The following is a 23036-nucleotide window of genomic DNA, read 5'->3' on the forward strand; positions in this document are numbered from 1 at the left end:
TTAAAGCCATGGCCCCACGACAGCAGCTAGTGACCACCCACCATTTGAACGGTGCCGAGATCCGGGTCTACACCCACCCGGCCCAGCACCCCTCCCGCGGGGTGATCTACGCCGTGCACGGTTTCCGCGGAGACCACCACGGGCTGGCGCGCATCGTCTCGCACCTGGAGCACTACACGGTGATCGTTCCCGATCTTCCAGGCTTTGGCACTTCGACCTCGATGGCGGATCTGCCCCATGACGTCGAGGGGTACGCTGCGGTGCTCAATCAGCTGGCCGAAGAGCTGCAGCTGGAATCCTCCGTGCACCTGCTGGGGCATTCCTTCGGCTCGATCGTGGCCGCCAAGCTGGCCACCGTCCGCGGCTTTGCCTCGCTGGTATTGCTGAATCCGATCTCCGAGCCGGCGTTGGAGTCCGACCAGGCGCTGCTGGCCAAGCTCACCAGCGGCTACTACGAGGTGTGCGCCAAGCTTCCGGCCCGCATCGGCGAACCGCTGCTGCGTTCCAGGCTGTTCAGCGATGCCATGAGCCTGGTGATGACCAAGAGCAGGGACCCGGAAATCCGCCGCTACGTGCGCGAGCAGCACCGCGCCTACTTCGGCGGCTTCCACTCGCGGGCCACCTTGGCCCAGTCGTACCGCGCCTCGGTCAGCGCAACGGTCGGGGACTACTCCCCTGCGCTGGGCTTGCCGACGCTGATGGTCGGCGGCCTGCAAGACGAACTGGGCACAGCGCAGACGCAGGAGGCGCTGCGGGCCAGCTTCGCCAACGCCCAACTGGTCATGCTCGAGAACGTCGGGCACTTGATCCACTACGAGAAGGCTCCCGAAACCGCCGCCGCCATCGATGGCTTCCTGCAGCTGCTGGCGGCCGGCCAGGACGAGGATCCCGCGGACGGCTCCTAGAGCGCGTCGTCCGGGTCGATAGCGATATTCACGACCGGGTCCTTGGCCGCGGACATGCTCGCGCGCAGTTGGCGCAGGGCCTTGGTCACCGCCGGCCCGTCGGCGTAGGAGAAGAAGAGCACGTAGCGGTGCTGGGCCGGAGGCCCGTCTATCACCGTCGGGCCGTGGATTTGCACGCACTGCCGGGTCTGCGGATCCAGGTTCGCGACCAGTCGTTCGGCGCCCAGGCCCGAAATCACCGCGCTGCGCACTGCCGGAGGCAACCCCACCTCGCGGCGCTCGGCCAATTCGCGTTCGGCAAAGCTCGCCGGGTCGTAGCGCACCAGCGCGGCCCCGGCGGGGCTCGGATTGCCGGTGAGCACCACTACCCCGTCGGCACGCGCCATGGAAGCAGCGGTGAACCAGCGGGAGATGACTTCTTCGGGGTTGCGCAGCGAATCGTGGGCCATCATCTTGTCGGCATCGAGCAGCAGGACCGCGGCGTAGCCGGATTCGGCAAATGGTTCGACCCCTGGCGTAGCGACCACCAGCGCCGGTTTGCCGGGAATCTTGTCCACGGGCTTTGCTCCGGTGGAAGAAATAACGCTGACCTTGGGGAAGGCCAGCCCGAGTTCTTCGGCGGTGCGGTCGGCGCCGATGCTGGCGGCCCGGATCCTCGGTGAGGCGCAGTGCACGCACCGGTAGTCGTGGTACTGCTCGCCGCACCAGCGGCAAGCCACATGCGAGCCCTTGCCGGCGATGTGCAGCGGTCCTTGGCAGGCAGTGCAGCGCGCCGGGGTCCGGCAGTCCTGGCAGGCCAGCGCCGGCATGAACCCGGTGCGCGCCACTTGCACCAGCACCGGGCCGGATTCCAGCGCTTTGGTAGCTTCCCGCCAGGCCAGCGAAGGGATGCGGGCCCGGGCGAGCACCGGGTCGCGCTCGAGCTCGAAATCATTGGTGGTGGCCACAATGCGGGCGGTTTGCGCACGCAGCAGGTCGCGGGGAACCTTCAGTTCGGTGGCCCAGCCGGTCGCCACCAGGCGCTGGGCTTCGACCGAGCGCGATGGCGATGCGATCAGCAGGGAGATGCCTGCCTGCTGGCTGCGCAGCAACGCCACCTCGCGGCTGTGCTGGTAGGGTGCGCGCTGTTCGCGGTGCGACTGGTCCGCGTCCTGCCACACGATCATCAGTTCCAGCCCGGGCACGTGGCATAGCGCCGCCGAACGGGTGCCGATGACAATCTGCACATGCCCCCCGATGGCACGCAGGAAGTTGCGGTAGCGCGGAGTCGGCCCGTCGTCGGCCTGCAGCCGCGCATAGGATTCGGCGCCGAAGTGCTCATCGAGATAGCCACCCAGCAGCCGCAGGTCGCGCGCGTCGGGCACGATCAGCAGCACGCGCTTGCCGCGCTCAAGCACCGGGCGGGCCGCATCCATCAAGAACCCTGGCCAGGCACCGTGGAAATTCGGCACCCAGGTGGCAACGGCGCGCAGGGTTTCGCCGCTTCCCCAGGCGTCAAGCGCTTGGGCGCCGTGCTCGTAGCGGGAGAGCTGGTTCGGGGCGTCGGGCAGCAACGGCGCGACGGTGGCCAATTCCTCTTGTTCGACTTTGGCCGCGCGGGCGGGCACCGCAAGACGCACCACATCCCACAGGGTTCCGGCATAGCGGGTCGCGATCTCCTGCGCGGCGGCCACGATTTCCGGGTACAGCGCCACCTGGGTGCTGACCAGCTTGGCCAGCGGCCGCAGCTTCATCTCCGGGGCGTGGTCCTCGAGCACCTCAACGATGAATCCGGAGAGCAGCTGCGGCCCGAAGGGCACCTTCACGCGCACCCCCGCCACGGCATCCTGGGCCATCGAGGGAGGAATCTCGTAATCGAAGAAGCGGTCCAGATGCGGGACGGAAGAATCAATCAGCACCCGGGCAACCCGCTTGAGGCGGGCCGGCTCGGGTGCTGAGATGAGGGCGTCTTGCTGCACGCTCAGGTCCTAGGCGTTGAACCAGCTGCGCAGGGCCTCGACGCGGTCCAGCTTCTCCCAGGTGAAGTCGTTGTCCTCGCGGCCGAAGTGGCCGTGGGCAGCGGTCTTGCGGTAGATCGGGCGCTTCAAGTCCAGGTCTTCGATGATGCCCAGCGGGCGCAGGTCGAATACCTCGTTGATGGCCTTGGTGATCTTGGCCGGATCAACGGTTTCAGTGCCGAAGGTCTCCACGTACAGGCCCACCGGACGGGCCACGCCGATCGCGTAGGCCACCTGGACCTCGGCACGGCGTGCCAGGCCGGCGGCGACCACGTTCTTGGCCACCCAGCGCATCGCGTAGGCAGCCGAGCGGTCGACCTTCGAAGGGTCCTTGCCCGAGAAGGCGCCTCCGCCGTGGCGGGCGAAGCCGCCGTAGGTGTCCACGATGATCTTGCGGCCGGTCAGCCCGGCATCGCCGACCGGGCCGCCGATGATGAACGGGCCCGATGGGTTCAGGATGATCTTGGTGTTCGAGATGTCCAGTCCCGAACGCTCCAGGATCGGGGTGACAACCTCTTCGTGCAGGTCGGCCTTCAGGGTCGCCAGCTCGTATTCGGCGGCGTGCTGGCTGGAGACGACCACGGTGTCCACGGAGACCGGCTTGTCGCCGTCGTAGCCGATGGTGACCTGGGTCTTGCCATCCGGGCGCAGCAGCGGCATGCGGCCGTTCTTGCGGACCTGGGTCAGGCGCTCGGACAGGCGGTGCGCCAGGAAAATCGGGGTCGGCATCAGCGAGTCGGTCTCATCCGAGGCGTAGCCGAACATCAGGCCCTGGTCGCCGGCACCCTGCATGTCGCGGGGATCCTTGGCCGTGCCTTCGCGCGACTCCAGCGAGTTGAAGACGCCGTCGTGGATCTCCTGGGACTGCTGGCCGATCGACACGGACACGCCGCAGCGCGCACCGTCGAAGCCGTTGGCCGAGGAGTCGTAGCCGATGTCCAGGATGGTCTTGCGGACGATCTCCGGGATCTCCACGTAGCCATTGGTGGTCACCTCGCCGGCAACGTGCACCAGCCCGGTGGTGGTCAGGGTCTCGACGGCGACCTTCGAGTCCGGATCCTGCGCCAGCATGGCGTCGAGGATCGCGTCGGAAATCTGGTCGCAAATCTTGTCCGGGTGGCCCTCGGTCACGGATTCCGAGGTGAAAAGACGAAGTTCAGGGGTTGTTGAAGTCACCGTATAACTCTATCTGGTCTCTGGGACCGGTAAGCAGATCTGGTACGTTTCGTGAACAAGCGCCGTATGGCGCCACTCACTTTGTTACAGCTGCATGACTTTTTGTTGCATTCGAAATCTGTTCGATGACCACGCGGGCCACCTCGAGCTTGCTGCCCGAGGCCTGCACCGGGTCGGCGCCATCGGCGAAAAGAACCTGGATGCTATTGGTTTCCTGCCCGAAGGTCAGGGATGCGCCCACCTCGTTGACCACGAGCATTTCGCAGCCCTTGCGGTTCAGCTTGGCCTGGCCGTACTCCAGCACGGTCCCCTGCTCATCGCCGGTCTCGGCGGCAAAACCGGCAATGAACGGCGGCAGTTGCGGATTCTGTCCACGCGCGGCGACCAGCTCGGCGAGGATGTCCGGGTTGCGTACCAGTTCGATGACCGGCGCCGAATGCTCATCGCGCTTCTTGATCTTCGAGTTCTCGATTCTTGCCGGGCGGAAATCGGCGACCGCGGCATTCATGATCAGCACGTCTTGGCCCTCGGCGCAGTCGAAGACCGCCTCGCGCAGCTCCAGTGCGCTGGAGGCGTGCACCAGCCGCACGCCATGCGGCGCGGGCACTTCCAGGTGGGTGGCGATCAGCGTGACCTCGGCCCCGGCATCTCGGGCGGCCTGTGCCAGCGCGACACCCTGGCGGCCCGAGGAGCGGTTACCCAGGAAGCGCACCGGGTCCAGCGGTTCACGGGTGCCGCCGGCGGTGATCAGCACCTTGGCTCCGGCCAGCACCGGTTCGGTGAGCAGGTCCTGGATTGCGGCGAAAATTTCATCGGGTTCTGGAAGCCGGCCCGGTCCCGAGTCCTTGCCGGTCAGCCGCCCGGAAGCGGGTTCGATCACCCGCACGCCGCGATCCCGCAGCGTCTGCACATTCGCGGCAGTGGCCGGATGCTGCCACATTTCGGTGTGCATGGCCGGGGCCATCACTACCGGCGCCCGCGTGGCCAGCAGGGTTCCGGTGAGCAGGTCGTCAGCCAATCCCGCAGCGGCCTTGGCTAAGACGTCCGCGGTGGCCGGCACGACCATCACCAGATCGGCCTGCTGGCCCAGGCGCACGTGATTGACCGAATCCACGGAGTCGAACACGTTCGAGGTGACCGGATTTCCGGACAGGGCCTCCCAGGTGGCGTTGCCCACGAAGTTGGCGACGTTCCGGGTGGGGATCACGTCGACGTGGTGCCCGGCTTCGCGCAGCAAGCGCAGCAGGAGTACGGACTTGTAGGCGGCGATACCAGCGGAAACGCCTAGGACAATTCGCTTCACGAAGTACTTCCTCGAGGATTCGGTGCGGCAATGAGGTGGGGGCGGGAGAAAAAGGAGCTTAACGAAAAAGAAGGCGCCCGCTCAGGGGCGCCGACTTTTCGATTAGTCTTCGATGACCTCGGCTGCGGTTACCTTCAGCAGGTTATCGTCCAGCTCGCGCAAGGCGATGGTCAGCGGCTTCTCGTTCAGCTTGGTTTCCACCAGTGGGCCTACGTACTCGAACAGGCCTTCGTTCAGCTGCGCGTAGTAGGCGTTGATCTGGCGTGCACGCTTGGCCGAGTTCAGCACAATGGCGTACTTCGAGTCGTTGGTCTCAAGCAACGAGTCGATCGATGGGTTAATGATTCCCTCTGGGTTGGACACAGGACTCCCTATTTGTCGTTCTTTAGCCCCATGAGGGCTACAAGCTCTTCGGCGGCACGTGCGACATCGTCGTTGACGATGGTCACGTCGAATTCAGATTCCGCTGCAAGTTCTAGTTTAGCGGTTTCCAGGCGGCGCTGCTGTTCCTCGGCCGTTTCAGTGCCGCGTCCCACAAGGCGGCGCACCAATTCCTCCCATGATGGCGGTGCCAAGAAGACGAATTTTGCCTCGGGCATCGACTCCTTGACCTGGCGCGCACCTTGCAGATCGATTTCCAGCAGAACCTTCTTGCCATCTGCCACTGCATCTTCAACCGTCGATCGAATCGTGCCGTAGCTGTTCTGGCCATGGACAACAGCCCATTCCAGCATCTGGCCTTCCTCGACCAGGGATTGGAAGCGTTCGGGGCCCACGAAGAAGTAGTGGACTCCATCCTGCTCCCCTGGCCGGGCGTTGCGGGTCGTTGCGGACACCGAAAGCCAGACATCTGGATAGTTATCGCGGATGTAGGTAGAGACGGTGCCCTTGCCTACTGCCGTGGGGCCGGCTAGAACAGTTACCGACGCAGCGGTCATTGACTACACTTTCGTTTTTGGCGGGCTTTGCTTGAAGTGCTCGGTGATTGCAGTGCGCTGCTTGCGTCCCAGTCCGCGCAGACGGCGGGAAGGGGAAATGCCAAGTCGCTCCAGCAAATTTGCCGCGCGTACTTCACCTACGCCCGGTACCGATTCCAGAAGGTCCATGACACGCATGCGTCCCACGGCTTCATCTTCGTATACCAAGTCTAGTACCTCGGTGATGGAAATTTTGCCGGCACTGAACTCGGCCTTGATTTCTGCACGACGAGTGCGTGCGGCGAGTGCCTTGGCGCGGGCGCGGATACGATCTTCGTCAGAGAGTTCTCGCAGTACCATCGTTCAGCCATCCTTCAGTTGTAGTGGACTAAGGCTTATGTTGAGAAACATAGCGAGCTAACGCTGCTTTTGCAAGACTAAACGCGTTGTGGCTACTAGAAACTCTAATAGCCACAACGCGCCTATGTCACTTATTCGAATTTTTTGCTAGCGAGCTGCCAGCAATTCGTCCCTAACCCGCAGGGCTTTTTCCCTGAGAGCGGCCTTATCCGGCCCCGCTTTGAGGATGTCCCTGCTGCTCGTGCCCAGTACCTGGCCGTAGCTTGAGGCGAATGACTTGGCAATATCCGCGGCCGTGGCACCCTGGGCGCCGAGCCCTGGTGTGAGCAGCGGAGCCTTGGAAGCTGCCAGATCGATTCCGAGCTTGGACGGTGCATCCCCGATGGTCGCACCGACAACCAGCCCGACATGTCCTAAATCTCCTGCGTATGCATTATCCGCAGTGACTTGGTCAATAATTGATTTAGCAACCGAGTTTTCTCCGCCTACGTGCTGTACCGATGGCCCCTCGGGGTTGGAAGTCAGTCCGAGAACGAACACTCCCCTGCCGGTTCCAGCAGCCAAATCCAGTGCCGGACGCAGCGATTCATACCCCAGGTACGGGCTCAAAGTCACAGCATCTGCAGCCAGCGGAGAAGCATCATCGAGCCATGCGCTCGCGTACGCTGCCATGGTCGAACCGATATCCCCGCGCTTGGCGTCGGCCAGCGTGAGCAGTCCAGCGGACTTCGCAGCACTCAAGGTTTCTTCCAATGCGGCAAATCCCTTGGACCCGAAGCGCTCGTACAGAGCCACTTGGGGCTTGAGGATTGCCGCCGCACCGGCCATCGCTTCCACGACGGTCAGTGAGAAAGATCGCACGCCCTCGGCCGTATTCTCCAGCCCCCAGGCTTCCAGCAGCGCCGGGTGGGGATCAATCCCCACGCACAGCGGGCCGGAAGCCTGCATGGCTGAACGAAGCCGCTGACCGAATGGGATCGGCTCAGGCATTGCGCGCTGCGTTCAGGTTGGCGTCGTGCACCTGCAAGCTGGTGACATCCCACTCGTACTCGCGCAGGGCATCGATCGCCTGGACCGAAGCGTTGAACTCCGCCACGGTGGTGATGACCGGGGTGCCGACAGACGTCGCGGCGGCGCGGATCTCGTAGCCATCGCCACGTGCATCCGAGCCCGACGGGGTGTTCAGGATCAGGCCGATCTGGCCGGCTACGATCAAATCGACAATGGACTCCCCGCCTTCGTGCAGCTTGCCGACCACCTGGGTCGGGATGCCGTTGCGGCGCAGCACTTCTGCGGTGCCGCCGGTGGAGATGATCTCGAAGCCCTGGTCAGCAAGGTGCTTGACCGGCAGGACGATCGAGCGCTTGTCGCGGTTGGTGACCGAGACGAAGACCTTGCCGCCGGTTGGCAGCGGGTTGTTCGCTGCGGCCTGCGACTTGGCGAAAGCGGTGTCGAAGTACTTGTCGATGCCCATGACTTCGCCGGTGGAACGCATCTCTGGGCCGAGCAGCGAGTCGACGACCTTGCCCTCCGGGGTGCGGAAGCGGGCGAACGGCATGACTGCTTCCTTGACGGCGATCGCCGCCGATTCAGGCAGGTGCGCGCCATCGCCGGATGCTGGCAGGTAGCTGCCGCGCATCTCGGCCAGGGTCCGGCCCACGCCGATCAGCGCGGCGACCTTGGACAGCTGCACGCCGGTAGCCTTCGAGGTGAATGGCACGGTGCGCGATGCACGCGGATTCGCTTCGATGACGTACAGGATGTCGCTGGCCAGGGCGAACTGGATGTTGATCAGGCCACGCACGCCCACGCCTTCGGCGATCGCACGGGTTGCCGCGGCAACGCGGTCGCGCACGTCGGCGCCCAGGGTGATCGGAGGCAGGGTGCAGGCCGAGTCCCCGGAGTGGATGCCGGCTTCCTCGATGTGCTCCATGATGCCGCCGACGTACAGGTCGGTGCCGTCGAACAGGGCGTCGACATCGATCTCGATGGCGTCTTCCAGGAAGCGGTCCACCAGTACCGGGTGGTCCACGGTGATTTCGGTCGCGTTGGTGATGTAGCGCTCGAGGTTGGCCTCGTCGTACACGATCTCCATGCCGCGTCCGCCCAGCACGTAGGAAGGGCGAACCAGTACCGGGTAGCCGATGGAGTCGGCGATGGTCTTGGCATCGGCGAAGGACACCGCGGTGCCGTTCTTCGGCGCTACCAGCCCGGCGTTATCCAGTACCTGCTGGAAGGCGCCGCGGTGCTCGGCCAGGTCGATGGCCTCGGGCGAGGTGCCCAGGATCGGCACGCCGGCAGCCTTCAGCTCGGCGGCGAGCTTCAGCGGAGTCTGGCCGCCAAGCTGGACGAACACGCCCAGCACGCCGCCGGTTTCCTCTTCAGCGTGGATGACCTCCAGGACATCTTCCAGGGTCAGCGGCTCGAAGTAGAGGCGGTCGGAGATGTCGTAGTCGGTGGAGACGGTCTCGGGGTTGCAGTTGACCATGACGGTCTCGTAGCCCTCGGCGCGCAGCGCCATCACCGCGTGGACGCAGGAGTAGTCGAACTCGATGCCCTGGCCGATGCGGTTCGGGCCCGAGCCCAGGATGATGACCGACTTCTTCTCGTGGCGCTCCAGCTCGGTCTCTTCGTCGTACGAGGAGTACATGTACGGGGTGAAGGCCTCGAATTCGGCGGCGCAGGTGTCCACGGTCTTGTAGACCGGGCGCACGCCCAGGGCATGGCGGATGCCGCGGATGACCGATTCGGCCTTGCCGGTGAGCTGGGCGAGCTGGACATCGGAGAAGCCGTGGCGCTTGGCTTCGCGCAGCACGTGCTCCGGCAGGTGCTTGTTCGCCGCCACCAGCTGCGCGACCTCGTTGATCAGCTGCAGCTGGTCCAGGTACCACGGGTCGATCGCAGTGGTCTCGAACAGCTTCTCGATGGATACGCCGGAGAACAGCAGGCGCTGGACCAGCGACAGGCGCTCGGTCGAGCCCTTGACGATCGAGGCCAGCACGGCCTCGTGCTCGGATTCCGGGATCGGCTCGAAGGACAGCTCGGAGCCCTTCTGCTCCAGGGAGCGCAGCGCCTTTTGCAGCGCTTCGGTGAAGTTGCGGCCCAGGGCCATCGCTTCGCCGACCGACTTCATGGTGGTGGTCAGGGTCTTGTCCGCTGCCGGGAACTTCTCGAAGGCGAAGCGCGGGACCTTCACGACCACGTAGTCCAGGGCCGGTTCGAAGGAAGCCGGGGTCTTCTGGGTGATGTCGTTCGGGATCTCATCCAGGGTGTAGCCCACGGCCAGCTTGGTGGCGATCTTCGCGATCGCGAAGCCGGTGGCCTTGGAGGCCAGTGCCGAGGAGCGCGAGACGCGCGGGTTCATCTCGATGACCACGACGCGGCCGGTGTCAGGCTCGATGGCGAACTGGATGTTGCAGCCGCCGGTGTCCACGCCGACTTCGCGGATGACCGCGATCGAGATGTCGCGCAGCTTCTGGTATTCGCGGTCGGTCAGCGTCATGGCCGGGGCGACGGTGATCGAGTCGCCGGTGTGCACGCCGACCGGATCGAAGTTCTCGATGGAGCAGACGACCACGACGTTGTCGTTCTTGTCGCGCATCATCTCCAGCTCGTACTCCTTCCAGCCCAGGATGGACTCCTCCAGGAGCACCTCGGTGGTTGGCGAGTACTGCAGGCCGGCGCCCGCGATGCGGCGCAGGTCCTCCGGGTTGTAGGCCATGCCCGAGCCCAGGCCGCCCATGGTGAACGACGGGCGCACGACCACCGGGTAGTTCAGCTCCTCGACGGCGGCGAAGGCCTCGTCCAGGGTGTGCACGATGACCGAGCGGGCCGATTCGGCGCCGCAGCGCTCCACGACGCCCTTGAACTTCTCGCGGTCCTCGCCCAGCTCGATGGCTTCGATGTTCGCGCCGATCAGCTCGACGTCGTACTTCTCCAAGGCACCGGACTTGTCCAGGGCGATGGCGGTGTTCAGCGCGGTCTGCCCGCCCAGGGTCGGCAGGATCGCATCCGGGCGTTCCTTGGCGATGATCTTCTCGACGACCTCGGGGGTGATCGGCTCCACGTAGGTGGCGTCGGCGAATTCCGGGTCGGTCATGATGGTGGCCGGGTTGGAGTTGACCAGGATGACCCGCAGGCCCTCCTCCTTGAGCACACGCAGTGCCTGGGTGCCGGAGTAGTCGAACTCAGCGGCCTGGCCGATGACGATCGGACCCGAACCGATAACGAGAACTGATTTCAGATCGGTGCGCTTAGGCATTACTTGCTGTCCTTTTCTGCGGCGGAATCCAACGCGGTCATGAAGCGGTCAAAGAGGTAGGCGGCATCGTGGGGGCCGGATGCTGCCTCTGGGTGGTACTGCACGGAGAAGGCCGGGATGTCCAGGCAGCTCAGGCCTTCGACCACGTGGTCGTTCAGCGAATAGTGCGAGACCTCGACCTTGCCGAAGCGTTCGACCGGTGCGGTGACGGCGCCCTCGATGGGCGCGTCGACGGCGAAGCCGTGGTTCTGGCTGGTGATCTCCACGCGGCCGGTGGCCTTGTCCATCACCGGCTGGTTGATTCCGCGGTGGCCGAAGCGCAGCTTGTAGGTGTCGAAGCCCAGCGCGCGGCCCAGGATCTGGTTGCCGAAGCAGATGCCGAAGTACGGGATGCCGGCGTCGAGCACCGAACGGACCAGTTCCACCTGGGCGGTGGCGGTAGCAGGGTCGCCGGGGCCGTTGGAGAAGAACACGCCGTTAGCGCCGGTGGCCTTGATATCTTCCAGGGTGGCGTTGTACGGCAGCACGTGCACGCGCAGGCCGCGCTCGGCCAGGCGGTGCGGGGTCATCGACTTCATGCCCAGGTCGATCGCGGCCACGGTGTGCTTGGCCTCGCCGTCGTAGCCGTGGTCGGCTGGCTCGACGATGTAGGCGGTGTCCACCGAAACCTCGGCGGAGATGTTGCGGCCGGCCATCGACGGCTGCGCCTTGACCAGGGCCACCAGCTCGGCGTCGGTCTTCGCGGCGTCATCGCCGGAGAAGATGCCGGACTTCATCGCGCCGGCGTCGCGCAGGTGGCGGGTCAGCGCGCGGGTGTCCACGCCCTGGATGCCCACGATGCCGTACTCGACCAGATCTGCATCAAGGGTGCGCTCGCTGCGCCAGTTGCTTGGCCGGCGGGCGGCGTCGCGCACCACGTAGCCGGCAGCCCACATGCGGGTGGATTCCGGATCTTGCGAGTTCACGCCGGTGTTGCCGATGTGCGGGAAGGTCTGCACGATGATCTGGTGCGCGTAGGACGGGTCAGTCAGGGTTTCCTGGTAGCCGGTCATGCCGGTGGTGAACACTGCTTCACCCAGGGTGGTGCCCACGGCGCCATAGCTGCGCCCGCGGAAGATGCGGCCATCTTCAAGTACCAACACGGCTGGTAGGTTGCTCAGGGAATTCACTTATTTGTCTCCTGCTCGGCTTACGTCGTTGTGCGACGCCAGCAACTGATAGATCTTTGGGGTGTCCTCGTGGTAGCGGGGACGGAATCCGGTGTCGAAGGTGAAGCCGTCCTTGTTCCAGGTGATGACGATCAGGCCGTTCTTCTCCACGACCTTGCCGATCATCCCGTTGCTGCGCTTCACGTCCTCGTAGTGCTCCCACGGGATGTGCACGTCGCGCGCTCCGGAACGGATCAGGTGCAGCCCTTCGCGTCCCAGTTCCAAGGTGGCGTTGGTGCGCACTCCGAGCTCATGGACCGCGATGCGCGCCAGCCAGTCGTCGAACCGGGTGGTGACCACGTACATGCCCGCGAAATGGTGCTCCACCTCATCGGCGAAGTCCTCGAAGGGCTCGGGAATCGCTGACTGCCGGGCCTTGAGGTTCCGCCAGCCGAAAAGGATCAGGCCCACGCCTGCGACGATCGCGACAATCGTCCAGATCAACGGGGTCAGGGCTCCCTCAGGCATTGGCCGTCCTCGGGGTAGCCAGCTGGCCATCGAGCACGGTGGCATGGCCGTGGAAGAAGGTGGCGCGCACCGATCCGGGCAGCTCCATGCCGGCGAACGGCGAGTTGCGCCCCTTGGTGGCCATGGCGGTAGGGTCGACGATCCAGCGGGCTGCAGGATCGACCAGCACCAGGTTGGCAGGCTCGCCGATGGCGATCGGGCGGCCCTGGTCGGCAACGCGGCCGATCTGCGCGGGCACCTGCGAGGTAATGCGGGCCACGCCCTCCCAGCCCATCAGCCCGGTGTCCACCAGCGTGTGCTGCACGATGGACAGCGCGGTCTCCAGTCCGGTCATGCCCATGGCGGCCGCTCCCCACTCGCAGTCCTTGGCCTCGGAGGGGTGCGGGGCGTGGTCGGTGCCGATCACGTCGATGGTGCCGTCGGCAACGCCCGCGCGCAACGCCATCACGTCTTCTTCGCGGCGCAGCGGCGGGTTGACCTTGAAGACCGGGTCGTAGGTGCGCACCTTCTCATCGGTGAGCAGCAGGTGGTGCGGGGTGACCTCCGCGGTGACCTGGATGCCGCGGGCCTTGGCCCAGCGGATGATCTCCACCGAGCCGGCCGTGGACACATGGCACACGTGCAGGCGGGCGCCGACGTGCTCGGCCAAGAGCACATCGCGGGCGATGATCGATTCCTCGGCGACCGCTGGCCAGCCGGGCATGCCCAGGATGGCGGAGACTTCGCCCTCGTTCATCTGGGCGCCTTCGGTCAGGCGCGGTTCCTGGGCGTGCTGGGCGACGACCCCGTCGAAGGCCTTCACGTATTCCAGGGCGCGGCGCATCAGCAGCGGATCCCAGACGCAGATGCCGTCATCGGAGAACATCTTCACCTGGGCACGGGAATCGGCCATTGCGCCGATTTCGCTCAGCTGCTTGCCGGCCAACCCGACGGTCACCGCGCCGACCGGGCGGACATCCACCCAGCCTGCCTTGCGGCCCAGTTCGTAGACCTGCTCGACGACGCCGGCGGTATCGGCTACCGGGGTGGAGTTGGCCATGGCATGCACGGCGGTGTAGCCGCCCAGGGCTGCTGCCTGCGAACCGGTTTCCACGGTTTCAGCATCTTCGCGGCCTGGTTCGCGCAGGTGGGTGTGGGTGTCGACCAGCCCGGGCAAGAGCACGAGATTCTTCGCGTCAATCACCTGATGCTGGTCGGTGGCTTCAATGCTGCCGATCTGCGCGATCTTGCCGTCGACGATGAGCACGTCGGTTGGTTCGCCGCCGAGGATGGAGGCCTGCTGGATCAAGTAGTTCATGGGTTCTTCCTTCAGATCAGGTCGCCGGAGAGGAGCATGTAGAGGCTGGCCATGCGCACGGCCACGCCATTGGTGACCTGGTCGAGCACGGTGGAGCGTGGCGAATCCGCGGCAGCCGAGGAGATTTCCAGGCCGCGGTTCATCGGGCCCGGGTGCATGATCAGGGTTTCGGCGCCCGAGGCGTCCAACTGTGCCAGGCGTGCATCGTCCAGTCCCCAGTAGCGCGAGTATTCGCGGGGGTTCGGGAAGTACGCGGCGTTCATGCGCTCGCCCTGCACGCGCAGCATCATCAGCGCGTCAACGCCCGAGGCGATCACTGCATCCAGGTCGTAGCTGATGGCGCAGGGCCAGGAGCCGGCGCCGAAAGGCAGCAGGGTCGGAGGGGCCACCATCGTCACTTCGGCACCGAGGGTGTTCAGCAGCCACAGGTTGGAGCGGGCCACGCGCGAATGCAGGATATCCCCGACGATCGCGACCTTCAGTCCGTCCAGGCCGCGGCCTGCCGGGCTGGTGCCATCGCGCAATGCCACCTGGCGGCGCAGGGTGAATGCGTCCAGCAGCGCCTGGGTGGGATGCTCGTGCGTGCCGTCGCCTGCATTGACGATGGGCAGGCCAATCCAGTCCGTGGCCGCTAGCCGGGCCGGGGCGCCGGAATCCGGGTGGCGGATGACCACTGCGTCGGCACCAATGGCCAACAGGGTCTGGGCGGTATCCTTCAGGGACTCGCCCTTGGAAACGCTCGAGCCCTTGGCCGAGAAATTGATGACGTCCGCGCTCAATCGCTTGGCGGCGGCCTCGAAGGAAATCCGGGTGCGGGTGGAGTCCTCGAAGAAGAGGTTCACCACGGTGCGACCGCGCAGGGCCGGAAGCTTCTTGATGGCACGGGTCGAGGACTCGCGCATCTCTTCGGCAATATCAAGGATGGCGATGGCTTCTTCGCGGGTCAGGTCCGCGGTGGATAGCAGGTGTTTCACGCGGCGCCCTCGATCACGACTTCGTTTTTCCCATCGATTTCCGCCAAGTGCACGCGCACCTTTTCGCTCTTGGCTGTCGGCAGGTTCTTGCCCACATGATCGGCGCGGATCGGCAGTTCCCGATGCCCGCGGTCAACCAGGACGGCCAGCCGCACGATGCGGGGGCGGCCCCAGTCTGCCAGGGCATCCAGGGCGGCGCGGATGGTGCGACCGGAGTACAGGACGTCGTCAACCAGGACCACGACCTTGCCTTCGATGCCGCCTGCTGGCAGGCGCGTCGGCGACGGGGTGCGGGTGGTGGAGTGACGCAGATCATCACGGTACATGGTGATATCGAGCTGGCCTACCAGGGATGCCGGGTCCAGGTTGCCCGGGGCGGTAGCAGCGATTCGCGCTGCCAGCCGCTGTGCCAGCGGGAAACCCCGGCTGGGAATGCCCAGGAGCACCAGGTCGTCGGTGCCCTTGTTGGCCTCGATGATCTCGAAGGCTACGCGAGTGAGCACACGTTCGATGTCGTCGCCGGTTAATACCGTGCGGGCAGCATCTGGCACTGAATTTTCATTCATGCTGTGCACCTCTCCCTTCTCCGCCTCACGGGACGGGATTTAAAGGAATATTGCTAACTCAAATTATCACGAGCGGGAGCTGATTCCCTAGCGGAAACCTATGCATGACACTGAATAGGGCATGGGATCGGTCACAGCGATCGGCCGGCGGCTTCGTGCGACCGGCAGAACCACGCAGATCCCTGCAGTTGGCCCTGGCCCCGCGAGCAGATGTGTTGCGATCGACACACCCGCGAAGTGGCGTGGGCCCGGGATTCCTGGTGCATGATCGGCCCGCGCGCCCGGGCAAGGCTTTCGCGCGGCAGATCCGCAGGCCCGCTATGCCGCGCGTACTGCTCATCCAGGATTTGCGCCGCTCCGTCGAACTCGGGTCCCGGCGGACCCGAGTTCCTGCCCGCCGGATCAGCCCGGGAGATCCAGGTACGCCAGTTCCGTTCAGCTACACCCGGATGGTGCGGCAGGACAAGCAGTCCGAGCGTGGAAAGCAGAACCGAGCGCGTGGACAGCAGCAAAGCATCCAGCCCCCGGCATTCGAGCCCGTGGCCAGCCGGTTGCCGTGCAGGTGGCCCGCTCCGCCTGCTTCGCCGGGATCCTGCCCGGGGCCGAGCCGCGACAGGCAACGGCTTAACGCAAAAAAGCCCGGGCCGGAACCCCCTGAAAGGGGTTCCGGCCCGGGCTCGGAATGATGAGGATCGAATTAGTCGACCAGGGTGTCCTTGACGCTCTGGATGCGACCCAAAACGCCATTGACGAACTCCGGCGATTCATCGGTGGACAATTCCCGGACGTTCACCACGGCTTCAGCCACGGCTACTGCATCGGGAACGTCATCATTGTAAAGCAGCTCCCACACGCCGATGCGCAGTGCGCTGCGGTCAACCGCTGGCATGCGCTCGATGGTCCAGTCCTTGACGTAGCTCTCGAGAACTTCGTCAATGCGGTCCAGGTGTGCGGTAACGCCTTCGATGATCGTCAGCGAGTACTCGTTGAGTACGATATCCGAGTTTTCCCGTCGTGCGATGGCTACGGCCAGCGGATTGACATCGCGGGCTTCGGCTTCGAACAGGAACTCAAGAGCTCGGCGACGGGCTTTGGCGCGGGCTCTCACTAGTTGACACGACCCAGGTAGTCGCCGGTGCGGGTGTCGACCTTGACCTTGGTGTTCTGCTCAACGAACAGCGGAACCTGGATTTCCTTGCCGGTTTCCAGGGTTGCCGGCTTGGTGCCAGCCGACGAGCGGTCGCCCTGCAGGCCTGGCTCGGTGTAGGTGATTTCCAGGATGACCGAAGCTGGCAGTTCCAGGTACAGCGGGCTGCCATCGTACATGGCGATGGTCAGTTCCTGGTTCTCCAGCAGGAAGCCTGCTGCATCGCCAACGGTGGTGCCGGACACGGTGATCTGGTCGTAATCTTCCAGGTTCATGAAGACGTAGTCTTCGCCATCCTGGTAGAGGTACTGGTAGTCGCGGCGGTCAACGGTGGCCAGCTCGATCTTGGTGCCAGCGTTGTAGGTCTTGTCCAAGACCTTCCCGGACATGACGTTGCGCATCTTGGTGCGAACGAATGCGCCGCCCTTGCCTGGCTTGACGTGCTGGAAGTCAATGATGGTCCAAAGCTGGCCATCGATCTTGATGACCTGTCCATTCTTGATGTCAGTTGTATCCGCCACGGTTCCTCAATCCTCTATTTTCGCCAGCTAGCGCCGGCATTATCAAAAATCCATCTCCAAGTTTACCCTACGCACCATGCGGTACAAAGGGTTTCACACGGTGGCGCGCATTACTGCGCGGCGCGCTCCTCGGCAATTCGCATGCAGGTGCTTGCGGCGTTGACCAGGTACGCGTCGTCGTCCAGCGCGATGCGCAGATCCAGGGCCTTGCGGAAACGGGTTGCCGCCGCCTTGAAATCGCCCTTCGCGAAGAAGGACAGGCCAGCGTGGTGGTGGATCAGCGGCTCGTATGCGGTGCCGGCGAATTCCTCGGCCAGCTTGCGCAGTCGGTTGATCGCGCGATCGAAGTCGCCCTGCATGCGGGTCAGCTCGGTGTCCAGCACACGCAGGTGGGCGTTGGTTGGATCCACGAAACGCGATTCAGCGATCAGCTCGCCGGCTTTCACCAGCTCGCCACGCGCCAGCAGCACCATGACCTGGTCGGTAGGGGAACCGACCAGCAGCTGCTGGTCGGCCGCGGCCTCGTCGGCGATGTAGGGCTTCAGCGTTTGGGGGTCGATCAGCACGCCCTCTACGGCGGTGCCGACACCTTCGCGGTTTACCGATGCGACGTCAATGGCGTATGCGGTGTAGTCGACCATGTAGTTACTCCCCGATTTCCTGGTAGGCGGCGAAGAGCAGCGAGTTATCGGGGACTTCGTAGATGCGCGGCTTGCCGATTTCTTCCAGCACGACGAAGCGCAGCTGGCTGCCGCGGGCCTTCTTGTCGCGCTTCATGCCATCGAGCAGTGCAGCCCAGCGGTCATTGCGGTAGGTGGTCGGCAGGCCAAGGGACTTGAGGATCGCGACGTGGCGATCGGCCACCGCGTCGGAGGTGTACCCTACCGAGCGGCCCAATTCGGCGGCGAAGGCCAGCCCGATGGACACGGCGGCACCATGGCGCATCTGGTAGCGTTCGGACAGCTCGATGGCGTGGGCCAGGGTGTGGCCGTAGTTCAGGAATTCGCGGTCGCCGGCTTCCTTCAGGTCGCGGGATACCACGTCGACCTTCACCGCGATGGTGCGCTCGACCAGTTCGCGCAAGCGGTCGCTGGCCGGGTCGATGGCATCGGCCGGATCTTCTTCGATCAGTTCCAGGATGCGCTCGTCGGCGATGAATCCGCACTTGACGATCTCGGCCATGCCGGTCACCAGCTCGTTTTTCGGCAAGGTGGCCAGCGCGTCCAGATCGGCGAGCACGCCTGCTGGCGGGTGGAAGGCGCCAACCAGGTTCTTGCCTTCGGCGGTGTTGATCCCGGTCTTGCCGCCCACGGCAGCGTCGACCATGGCCAGCAGCGAGGTAGGGATATGGATGACCTTCACGCCGCGCAGCCAGGTGGCTGCGACAAAACCTGCGACGTCGGTGACGGCGCCGCCGCCCACGGAGATCACGGCATCGGAACGGGTGAAATCGTTCTTGCCCAGCACTTCCCAGCAGAAGGAGGCGACCTGGATGTGCTTGCCCTCTTCGGCGTCCGGAATCTCTGCGGTCAATGCTTCCAGGCCGGACTTCGCCAGCTCGTCGCGCACGACGTCGCCGGTGGCGCGCAGGGCCCGCGGGTGGATGACCAGGACCTTCTTGACCGCGGGGCCAAGCAGTTCGGGCAAGTGGCCCAGCAGGCCGTTGCCGACCATGACAGGGTATGACTCCCCTGGGGTGCTTCCGGTGACCTTCAGAGTGGTCGGTGCGATAGGCATCAGTCTAGTTCCTCCTGATGGTGGTGATTTTTCTAGCGTACGCGTGCGTTCGGCCAGAAGTTGCATCTCGTGAGGCTAATCACAGCGCTTCCAGCTGCGGCAAAAGCTCGTCGATAATTTGCGGAACGGACTTTCCATCCACCAGAACGTGCACGTCAGCGAGCATTTCGTAGATGGGGCGGCGTTTTTCGTAAACGGAGATCCAGCTGTTGAGGGCTTGGTCACCAGCCAGCAGCGGGCGGTGCCCGTCGCCCTTGATGCGCTCGGCTGCGGCCTGTTCACCCAGCTCCAGGTAGATCACCGTCCCGCGCGAAAGCAGCTGCTGGTTCTCTTCGCGCAGCACTGCGCCTCCCCCGGTGGCGACCACGCCGGTGCGCAGCCGGCACAGCGCCTGGACTTCCAGGTCGCGGAAATGCGCCTCGCCGTGCTCGGCGAAGATCTGCGCGATGGTTCCGTGGTGGGCGACGATGGCCGCGTCCGAATCCGCAAAGCTCGTAGAAAGGGCCGTGGCCAGTGACTTGCCCACGGTGGACTTGCCACTGGCCATCGGACCAATGAGGTAGATCATTGAAGCGCGCTTCCTAGACGCCGGTCGAACCCAGGTTGCCCGGGATGTTCGCCAGGTAGGACTCGATATTGCGCTTGGTTTCGGCCACCGAGTCGCCGCCGAACTTCTCCAGCAGGGACTGGGCGAGCACCAGGGCGACCATTGCTTCTGCCACGACGCCGGCTGCCGGCACCGCACAGACATCCGAACGCTGGTGGTGCGCGGTGGTGTCCTCGCCGGTGGCGGTGTCCACGGTGCGCAGGGCGCGGGGCACGGTGGCGATTGGCTTCATGCCGGCGCGCACGCGCAGCACCTCGCCGATGCTCATGCCGCCCTCGATGCCGCCGGCGCGGTTCGAGTTGCGCTTGATGCTGCCGTCTTCGGCGTGCACGATCTCGTCGTGGGCGGCCGAGCCGCGGCGGGCGGCCGTGGCGAAGCCGTCGCCGACCTCCACGCCCTTGATTGCCTGGATGCCCATCAGGGCCGCGGCCAGGCGCGCGTCCAGGCGACGGTCCCAGTGCACGTAGGAGCCGATGCCCGGAGGCAGGTTGTAGGCCAGGACCTCGACGACGCCGCCCAGGGTCTCCCCTGCCTTGTGCGCGTCATCGACTTCGGCGACCATCGCCTCGCTGGTTTCCTGGTGGAAGCAGCGCAGCGGGTCGTTATCCAGCGCCGCAACGTCGGTGGCCGTGGGAAGCGGCGCATCGGCTGGGGCAGCCACGGAGCCGACGGCGGTGGTGTGCGAAACGAGCTGGATGCCCAAGTCGTTCAGGAAACGGGAAGCCACGGTGCCCAAGGCGACACGGGCCGCGGTCTCGCGGGCGCTGGCGCGCTCCAGGATCGGGCGGGCGTCCTCGAAGCCGTACTTCTGCATGCCGGTGAAATCGGCGTGCCCCGGACGCGGCCGGGTCAGTGGCGCATTGCGCGCCATCGAGGCCAGTTCATCCAGGTCCACCGGATCCGCGTTCATCACGCGTTCCCACTTGGGCCATTCGGTGTTGCCGATTTCAATGGCTACCGGGCCGCCCTGGGTCTTGCCATGGCGGACACCGCCAAGGAAGGTGACCTGGTCCTTTTCAAACTTCATGCGCGCGCCGCGGCCATAGCCGAGGCGTCGGCGCGCCAGTGCCTCTCGCACTGCTTCGCTATCCACCGATACTCCGGCGGGTAGTCCTTCGAGAATTCCAACAAGTGCCGGGCCATGCGATTCGCCCGCGGTCAACCAACGCAACATGTCATCTATTTTGCCATGGCACGAACTGATTACTGGTGTCGGGCCAGACCCAAAGAGTCATACATCGCATTTGTGACGTCCATGCGACGCGATTCCTCCCATGCACCGGCGCTGAAGAGCCGCACTTGTTCCACCGCCTGGTGCACCAGCATGTGCAGCCCGCTGATCACGGTTCCCTGCCAAGACCGGGCCAAGGCCGAAGGCCACGGATCGTAGGCGACATCCAGCAGGATTCCGGTGCCTGCGCCGATCGCCGGCACCCAGTCATCGGCCGCGTGCGGCGGCAGGGTGGAGAAGACCAGCGGAATCTCGTTGAGCGTGGCGGCCAGCTCCTGGCCGATGCCCGAAATCTCGTGGACGGACGTTTCCATCCCGAGCTCGCGGGCCAATTCGACAGCGCGGGTGGCACGGGAGGCTGCGCGCACCACCAGCGTCAGCTGCCGGGCGCCGACTTCTGCGGCGGCCTCGATGGCGGCCAGCGCGGTGTTGCCCGAACCCAGGACCATCGCTTGCGCGCTGCGGGCGAGCCCGAAATCCGCCAGGGCCTGGACCAGGCCGTCGATGTCGGTGTTTTCCCCGTAGAGGGTGCCGTCTTCGCGGACCACCACGGTGTTCAGCGCACCAAGGCGTTGCACGCGGGCGGATAGCTCGTCCATCTGCGGCACGAACGCATCCTTCAGCGGCATGGTGACCGAGCAGCCCGCCCAGTTTCCTGCGCGCAGCGCGGCCGCGTGCCCGGCAGCATCCCCCGGCTCCAGATCGATCGCGCTGTAGCTGATCGGCACGCCGAGCAGCTGGTAGGCGGCGCGGTGCAGCACCGGCGACTTGGAGTGGCTGATGGGGTGGCCGAGAACGGCTGCCTGCTTCATGGCTTCATGGACTTTCTGCTTGTGGCTGCCCGCACAGCGGCAGCAGCGCGACTGGCAAGCACGGGAATCCGCGCTAGCAGACTCCTGGATTCTGGTTGCACCAGGCGCGGAATTCCGCCTGGTTCTGCCGGTGCTCAGCGTAGGTCGAGGCGAACTTGGTTTCACCGGTTTCGATGTTGACCGTCACCCAGTAGTAGTAGCCGTTGCTTTCCGGATGGGCAGCAGCCTCGATCGCGGAATTCGCCGGCGAGCCCAAGGGGGTTGGCGGCAGGCCGGTGTGCACATAAGTGTTGTACTTGTTCGACGCGTCCTGCTTCTCCTGGGCGCTGAACTGGAGCGAGTAGCGGTCCAGCCCGTAGATCACCGAGGAGTCGACCTGCAGCAGCCCGTGGGTTTCGCGGTTGCCCGGGTCCAGGCGGTTCTCGATCGCGCCGGCGACCGTGGCGTAGTCCGGGGTGCGTGCCTCGGCCTGCAGGATCGAGGCGACCTTCAGGGTGCGGTAGCCCTCTTCGAGGTCGGTGATGCCGGCCTGCTCCAGGGAAGCCTTGGTGGCCTTGACCAGTTCGCCCAGGACTTCTTCGGCGTCGGCGTTCAGCGGGAAGCGGTACTCCCCCGGGTGCAGCCAGCCTTCGAGGCTCGGCACCGAGGCAGGCAGGCCGAATTGCTGCGGCTTCTTGGCCAGCGCCTGCAGGTCCTTTTCCGCCAGTCCCGAGCCCTTGGCAATCTCCTTGATCGCCGCGTCCAGGCGCATATTGGCCTTCAGCCCGATGTAGAAGACCTTGTCCGGACGCTGGTTCACGAGGATATCTGCCGCGTCGGCCGCTGGCATCTGCTTCTTGAGCAGGTAGGTGCCGGGGTGGATCAGCTTGCTCTGCGCTTCGGAGTCCGCGACGGCGTCGGTGAACAGGCCGTCGCTGGAGACGACATCGAGCTCCTCAAGCTTGCGCGAAATGATCTTCAAGCCCCAGCCATCTTCCACTGTGAATTCCACCGCGGCGCCGCCTGGGCCTGGATAGTCGTCCGGGTTGAACTGCTTGAGCACGGACTTGACGAAGTAGACCGAACCGGCGACCACCAGTGCGAAGATCAGCACGGTGGCCAGCATGACCAGGTTGCGCTTGCGCTTGGAGCGCTTGCGCCGCTGGGCCTTGCCGGCGGCGGCCTGGGCAGTTTGGTCATCGTGGGGATCGCTGCTGAGCACCGCGGCCTGCTGCGCGGCGTCGGCCTCGTGCGGGTAGTGCTCCTGGGCGGCATCCTCGTGCCCGGCAAATGCTGGCGCATCGGAGGCGGCGGCTGCCTGGGCGGGGAGGAACCTGGTGTCGGTTCCTTCCCCGTCCGGGGCTTCGTGGTCTGCGGGCTCCTGCCAGCTGTCCTCGGCCGCCGCCAGCGATGGGCGGTAATGCCCGGTGCCGGTCAGTTCCGGTTCTGAGGGTTGTTCGATCGGCAAGCCAGTGCCGGCGGCAAAGCGTTCGTATAGCGCGCGATGCGTTTCGCGTTGCCGTTCATGGCGGGCTTCTTCTCGCATCAACTCTCATCTCTCGGGTCTTTG

General features: G+C 65.0%; 22 protein-coding genes. 1 reads left to right on the top strand and 21 read right to left on the bottom strand.

The genetic code is table 11. The annotated features are described in order from the left end of the window. Positions 1–8 precede the first annotated feature (8 nt). Entirely contained in the window at positions 9–905 is an 897-nt protein-coding gene (locus AAZQ98_RS05880; RefSeq protein WP_434690521.1) for an alpha/beta fold hydrolase, read from the top strand. On the opposite strand, the gene AAZQ98_RS05885 is transcribed toward AAZQ98_RS05880, so the two are convergent. The 21 genes from AAZQ98_RS05885 to mltG form a co-directional block, all read right to left on the bottom strand. After that, positions 902–2863, bottom strand: a complete 1962-nt coding sequence (locus AAZQ98_RS05885) for a primosomal protein PriA (RefSeq protein ID WP_434690523.1) — start codon at positions 2861–2863, stop codon at positions 902–904. The genes AAZQ98_RS05880 and AAZQ98_RS05885 overlap by 4 nt on opposite strands. 9 nt (positions 2864–2872) lie before the next feature. Further along, complete coding sequence (metK, locus tag AAZQ98_RS05890; RefSeq protein WP_105658312.1) at positions 2873–4078, bottom strand: methionine adenosyltransferase; 1206 nt, start codon at positions 4076–4078, stop codon at positions 2873–2875. Between the two features lie 76 nt (positions 4079–4154). After that, a complete protein-coding gene (gene coaBC / locus AAZQ98_RS05895) occupies positions 4155–5381 on the bottom strand; it encodes a bifunctional phosphopantothenoylcysteine decarboxylase/phosphopantothenate--cysteine ligase CoaBC (RefSeq protein ID WP_434690527.1) in 1227 nt (408 codons plus the stop codon). 102 nt (positions 5382–5483) lie between these two features. Beyond that, positions 5484–5744 (bottom strand): DNA-directed RNA polymerase subunit omega, encoded by a 261-nt coding sequence (gene rpoZ, locus AAZQ98_RS05900; RefSeq protein WP_286134300.1) that lies wholly within the window; start codon positions 5742–5744, stop codon positions 5484–5486. A gap of 8 nt (positions 5745–5752) precedes the next feature. Then, positions 5753–6319: a guanylate kinase gene (gene gmk / locus AAZQ98_RS05905; RefSeq protein WP_105658309.1), complete on the bottom strand. Its 567-nt coding sequence runs from the start codon at positions 6317–6319 to the stop codon at positions 5753–5755. Positions 6320–6322: 3 nt separating this feature from the next. After that, positions 6323–6658, bottom strand: a complete 336-nt coding sequence (gene mihF, locus AAZQ98_RS05910; protein ID WP_013349055.1) for an integration host factor, actinobacterial type — start codon at positions 6656–6658, stop codon at positions 6323–6325. 147 nt (positions 6659–6805) lie between these two features. Next, positions 6806–7648, bottom strand: coding sequence for an orotidine-5'-phosphate decarboxylase (pyrF, locus tag AAZQ98_RS05915; RefSeq protein WP_434690531.1), 843 nt, complete (start codon positions 7646–7648; stop codon positions 6806–6808). After that, on the bottom strand, positions 7641–10919 hold the full coding sequence (gene carB / locus AAZQ98_RS05920; RefSeq protein ID WP_133833340.1) for a carbamoyl-phosphate synthase large subunit: 3279 nt from the start codon (positions 10917–10919) through the stop codon (positions 7641–7643). Before carB ends, pyrF begins: the two co-directional genes overlap by 8 nt. Further along, positions 10919–12088: a glutamine-hydrolyzing carbamoyl-phosphate synthase small subunit gene (gene carA / locus AAZQ98_RS05925; protein WP_133833339.1), complete on the bottom strand. Its 1170-nt coding sequence runs from the start codon at positions 12086–12088 to the stop codon at positions 10919–10921. Before carA ends, carB begins: the two co-directional genes overlap by 1 nt. Beyond that, positions 12089–12595: a hypothetical protein gene (locus AAZQ98_RS05930; protein WP_105658305.1), complete on the bottom strand. Its 507-nt coding sequence runs from the start codon at positions 12593–12595 to the stop codon at positions 12089–12091. Next, entirely contained in the window at positions 12588–13892 is a 1305-nt protein-coding gene (locus tag AAZQ98_RS05935) for a dihydroorotase (protein WP_434690534.1), read from the bottom strand. The genes AAZQ98_RS05930 and AAZQ98_RS05935 overlap by 8 nt, the downstream gene beginning before the upstream one ends. An 11-nt stretch (positions 13893–13903) precedes the next feature. Continuing rightward, complete coding sequence (locus tag AAZQ98_RS05940) at positions 13904–14866, bottom strand: aspartate carbamoyltransferase catalytic subunit (protein WP_105658303.1); 963 nt, start codon at positions 14864–14866, stop codon at positions 13904–13906. Continuing rightward, a complete protein-coding gene (pyrR, locus tag AAZQ98_RS05945) occupies positions 14863–15432 on the bottom strand; it encodes a bifunctional pyr operon transcriptional regulator/uracil phosphoribosyltransferase PyrR (RefSeq protein WP_105658359.1) in 570 nt (189 codons plus the stop codon). Before pyrR ends, AAZQ98_RS05940 begins: the two co-directional genes overlap by 4 nt. Positions 15433–16129: 697 nt before the next feature. After that, entirely contained in the window at positions 16130–16540 is a 411-nt protein-coding gene (gene nusB / locus AAZQ98_RS05950) for a transcription antitermination factor NusB (protein ID WP_105658302.1), read from the bottom strand. Beyond that, positions 16540–17100, bottom strand: coding sequence for an elongation factor P (gene efp / locus AAZQ98_RS05955; protein ID WP_013349066.1), 561 nt, complete (start codon positions 17098–17100; stop codon positions 16540–16542). Before efp ends, nusB begins: the two co-directional genes overlap by 1 nt. Before the next feature lie 110 nt (positions 17101–17210). Then, entirely contained in the window at positions 17211–17741 is a 531-nt protein-coding gene (locus AAZQ98_RS05960; RefSeq protein WP_400342396.1) for a tetratricopeptide repeat protein, read from the bottom strand. A 4-nt stretch (positions 17742–17745) separates the two neighbouring features. Beyond that, the gene (gene aroB / locus AAZQ98_RS05965; protein ID WP_105661293.1) at positions 17746–18837 is read right to left on the bottom strand and encodes a 3-dehydroquinate synthase; all 1092 of its coding nucleotides are present in this window, start codon (positions 18835–18837) and stop codon (positions 17746–17748) included. A gap of 79 nt (positions 18838–18916) precedes the next feature. Further along, on the bottom strand, positions 18917–19405 hold the full coding sequence (locus tag AAZQ98_RS05970) for a shikimate kinase (RefSeq protein WP_105661294.1): 489 nt from the start codon (positions 19403–19405) through the stop codon (positions 18917–18919). 13 nt (positions 19406–19418) lie between these two features. Then, complete coding sequence (gene aroC, locus AAZQ98_RS05975; RefSeq protein ID WP_332486132.1) at positions 19419–20618, bottom strand: chorismate synthase; 1200 nt, start codon at positions 20616–20618, stop codon at positions 19419–19421. A 29-nt stretch (positions 20619–20647) separates the two neighbouring features. Next, entirely contained in the window at positions 20648–21487 is an 840-nt protein-coding gene (locus AAZQ98_RS05980; protein WP_434690539.1) for a shikimate dehydrogenase family protein, read from the bottom strand. Positions 21488–21560: 73 nt separating this feature from the next. Then, complete coding sequence (mltG, locus tag AAZQ98_RS05985) at positions 21561–23012, bottom strand: endolytic transglycosylase MltG (protein ID WP_400342398.1); 1452 nt, start codon at positions 23010–23012, stop codon at positions 21561–21563. Positions 23013–23036: the final 24 nt, after the last annotated feature.

This window comes from Glutamicibacter sp. Je.9.36, assembly GCF_051129975.1.
Lineage (GTDB): Bacteria > Actinomycetota > Actinomycetes > Actinomycetales > Micrococcaceae > Glutamicibacter.

Coding starts and splice junctions, on each gene's coding strand:
- AAZQ98_RS05880 (WP_434690521.1), top strand. CDS start 9: ATGGCCCCACGACAGCAGCTAGTGACCACCCACCATTTGAACGGTGCC.
- gmk (WP_105658309.1), bottom strand. CDS start 6,319: ATGACCGCTGCGTCGGTAACTGTTCTAGCCGGCCCCACGGCAGTAGGC.
- mihF (WP_013349055.1), bottom strand. CDS start 6,658: ATGGTACTGCGAGAACTCTCTGACGAAGATCGTATCCGCGCCCGCGCC.
- pyrF (WP_434690531.1), bottom strand. CDS start 7,648: ATGCCTGAGCCGATCCCATTCGGTCAGCGGCTTCGTTCAGCCATGCAG.
- carB (WP_133833340.1), bottom strand. CDS start 10,919: ATGCCTAAGCGCACCGATCTGAAATCAGTTCTCGTTATCGGTTCGGGT.
- AAZQ98_RS05930 (WP_105658305.1), bottom strand. CDS start 12,595: ATGCCTGAGGGAGCCCTGACCCCGTTGATCTGGACGATTGTCGCGATC.
- AAZQ98_RS05935 (WP_434690534.1), bottom strand. CDS start 13,892: ATGAACTACTTGATCCAGCAGGCCTCCATCCTCGGCGGCGAACCAACC.
- pyrR (WP_105658359.1), bottom strand. CDS start 15,432: ATGAATGAAAATTCAGTGCCAGATGCTGCCCGCACGGTATTAACCGGC.
- AAZQ98_RS05960 (WP_400342396.1), bottom strand. CDS start 17,741: ATGGTCGACTACACCGCATACGCCATTGACGTCGCATCGGTAAACCGC.
- aroB (WP_105661293.1), bottom strand. CDS start 18,837: ATGCCTATCGCACCGACCACTCTGAAGGTCACCGGAAGCACCCCAGGG.
- AAZQ98_RS05970 (WP_105661294.1), bottom strand. CDS start 19,405: ATGATCTACCTCATTGGTCCGATGGCCAGTGGCAAGTCCACCGTGGGC.
- aroC (WP_332486132.1), bottom strand. CDS start 20,618: ATGTTGCGTTGGTTGACCGCGGGCGAATCGCATGGCCCGGCACTTGTT.
- AAZQ98_RS05980 (WP_434690539.1), bottom strand. CDS start 21,487: ATGAAGCAGGCAGCCGTTCTCGGCCACCCCATCAGCCACTCCAAGTCG.
- mltG (WP_400342398.1), bottom strand. CDS start 23,012: ATGCGAGAAGAAGCCCGCCATGAACGGCAACGCGAAACGCATCGCGCG.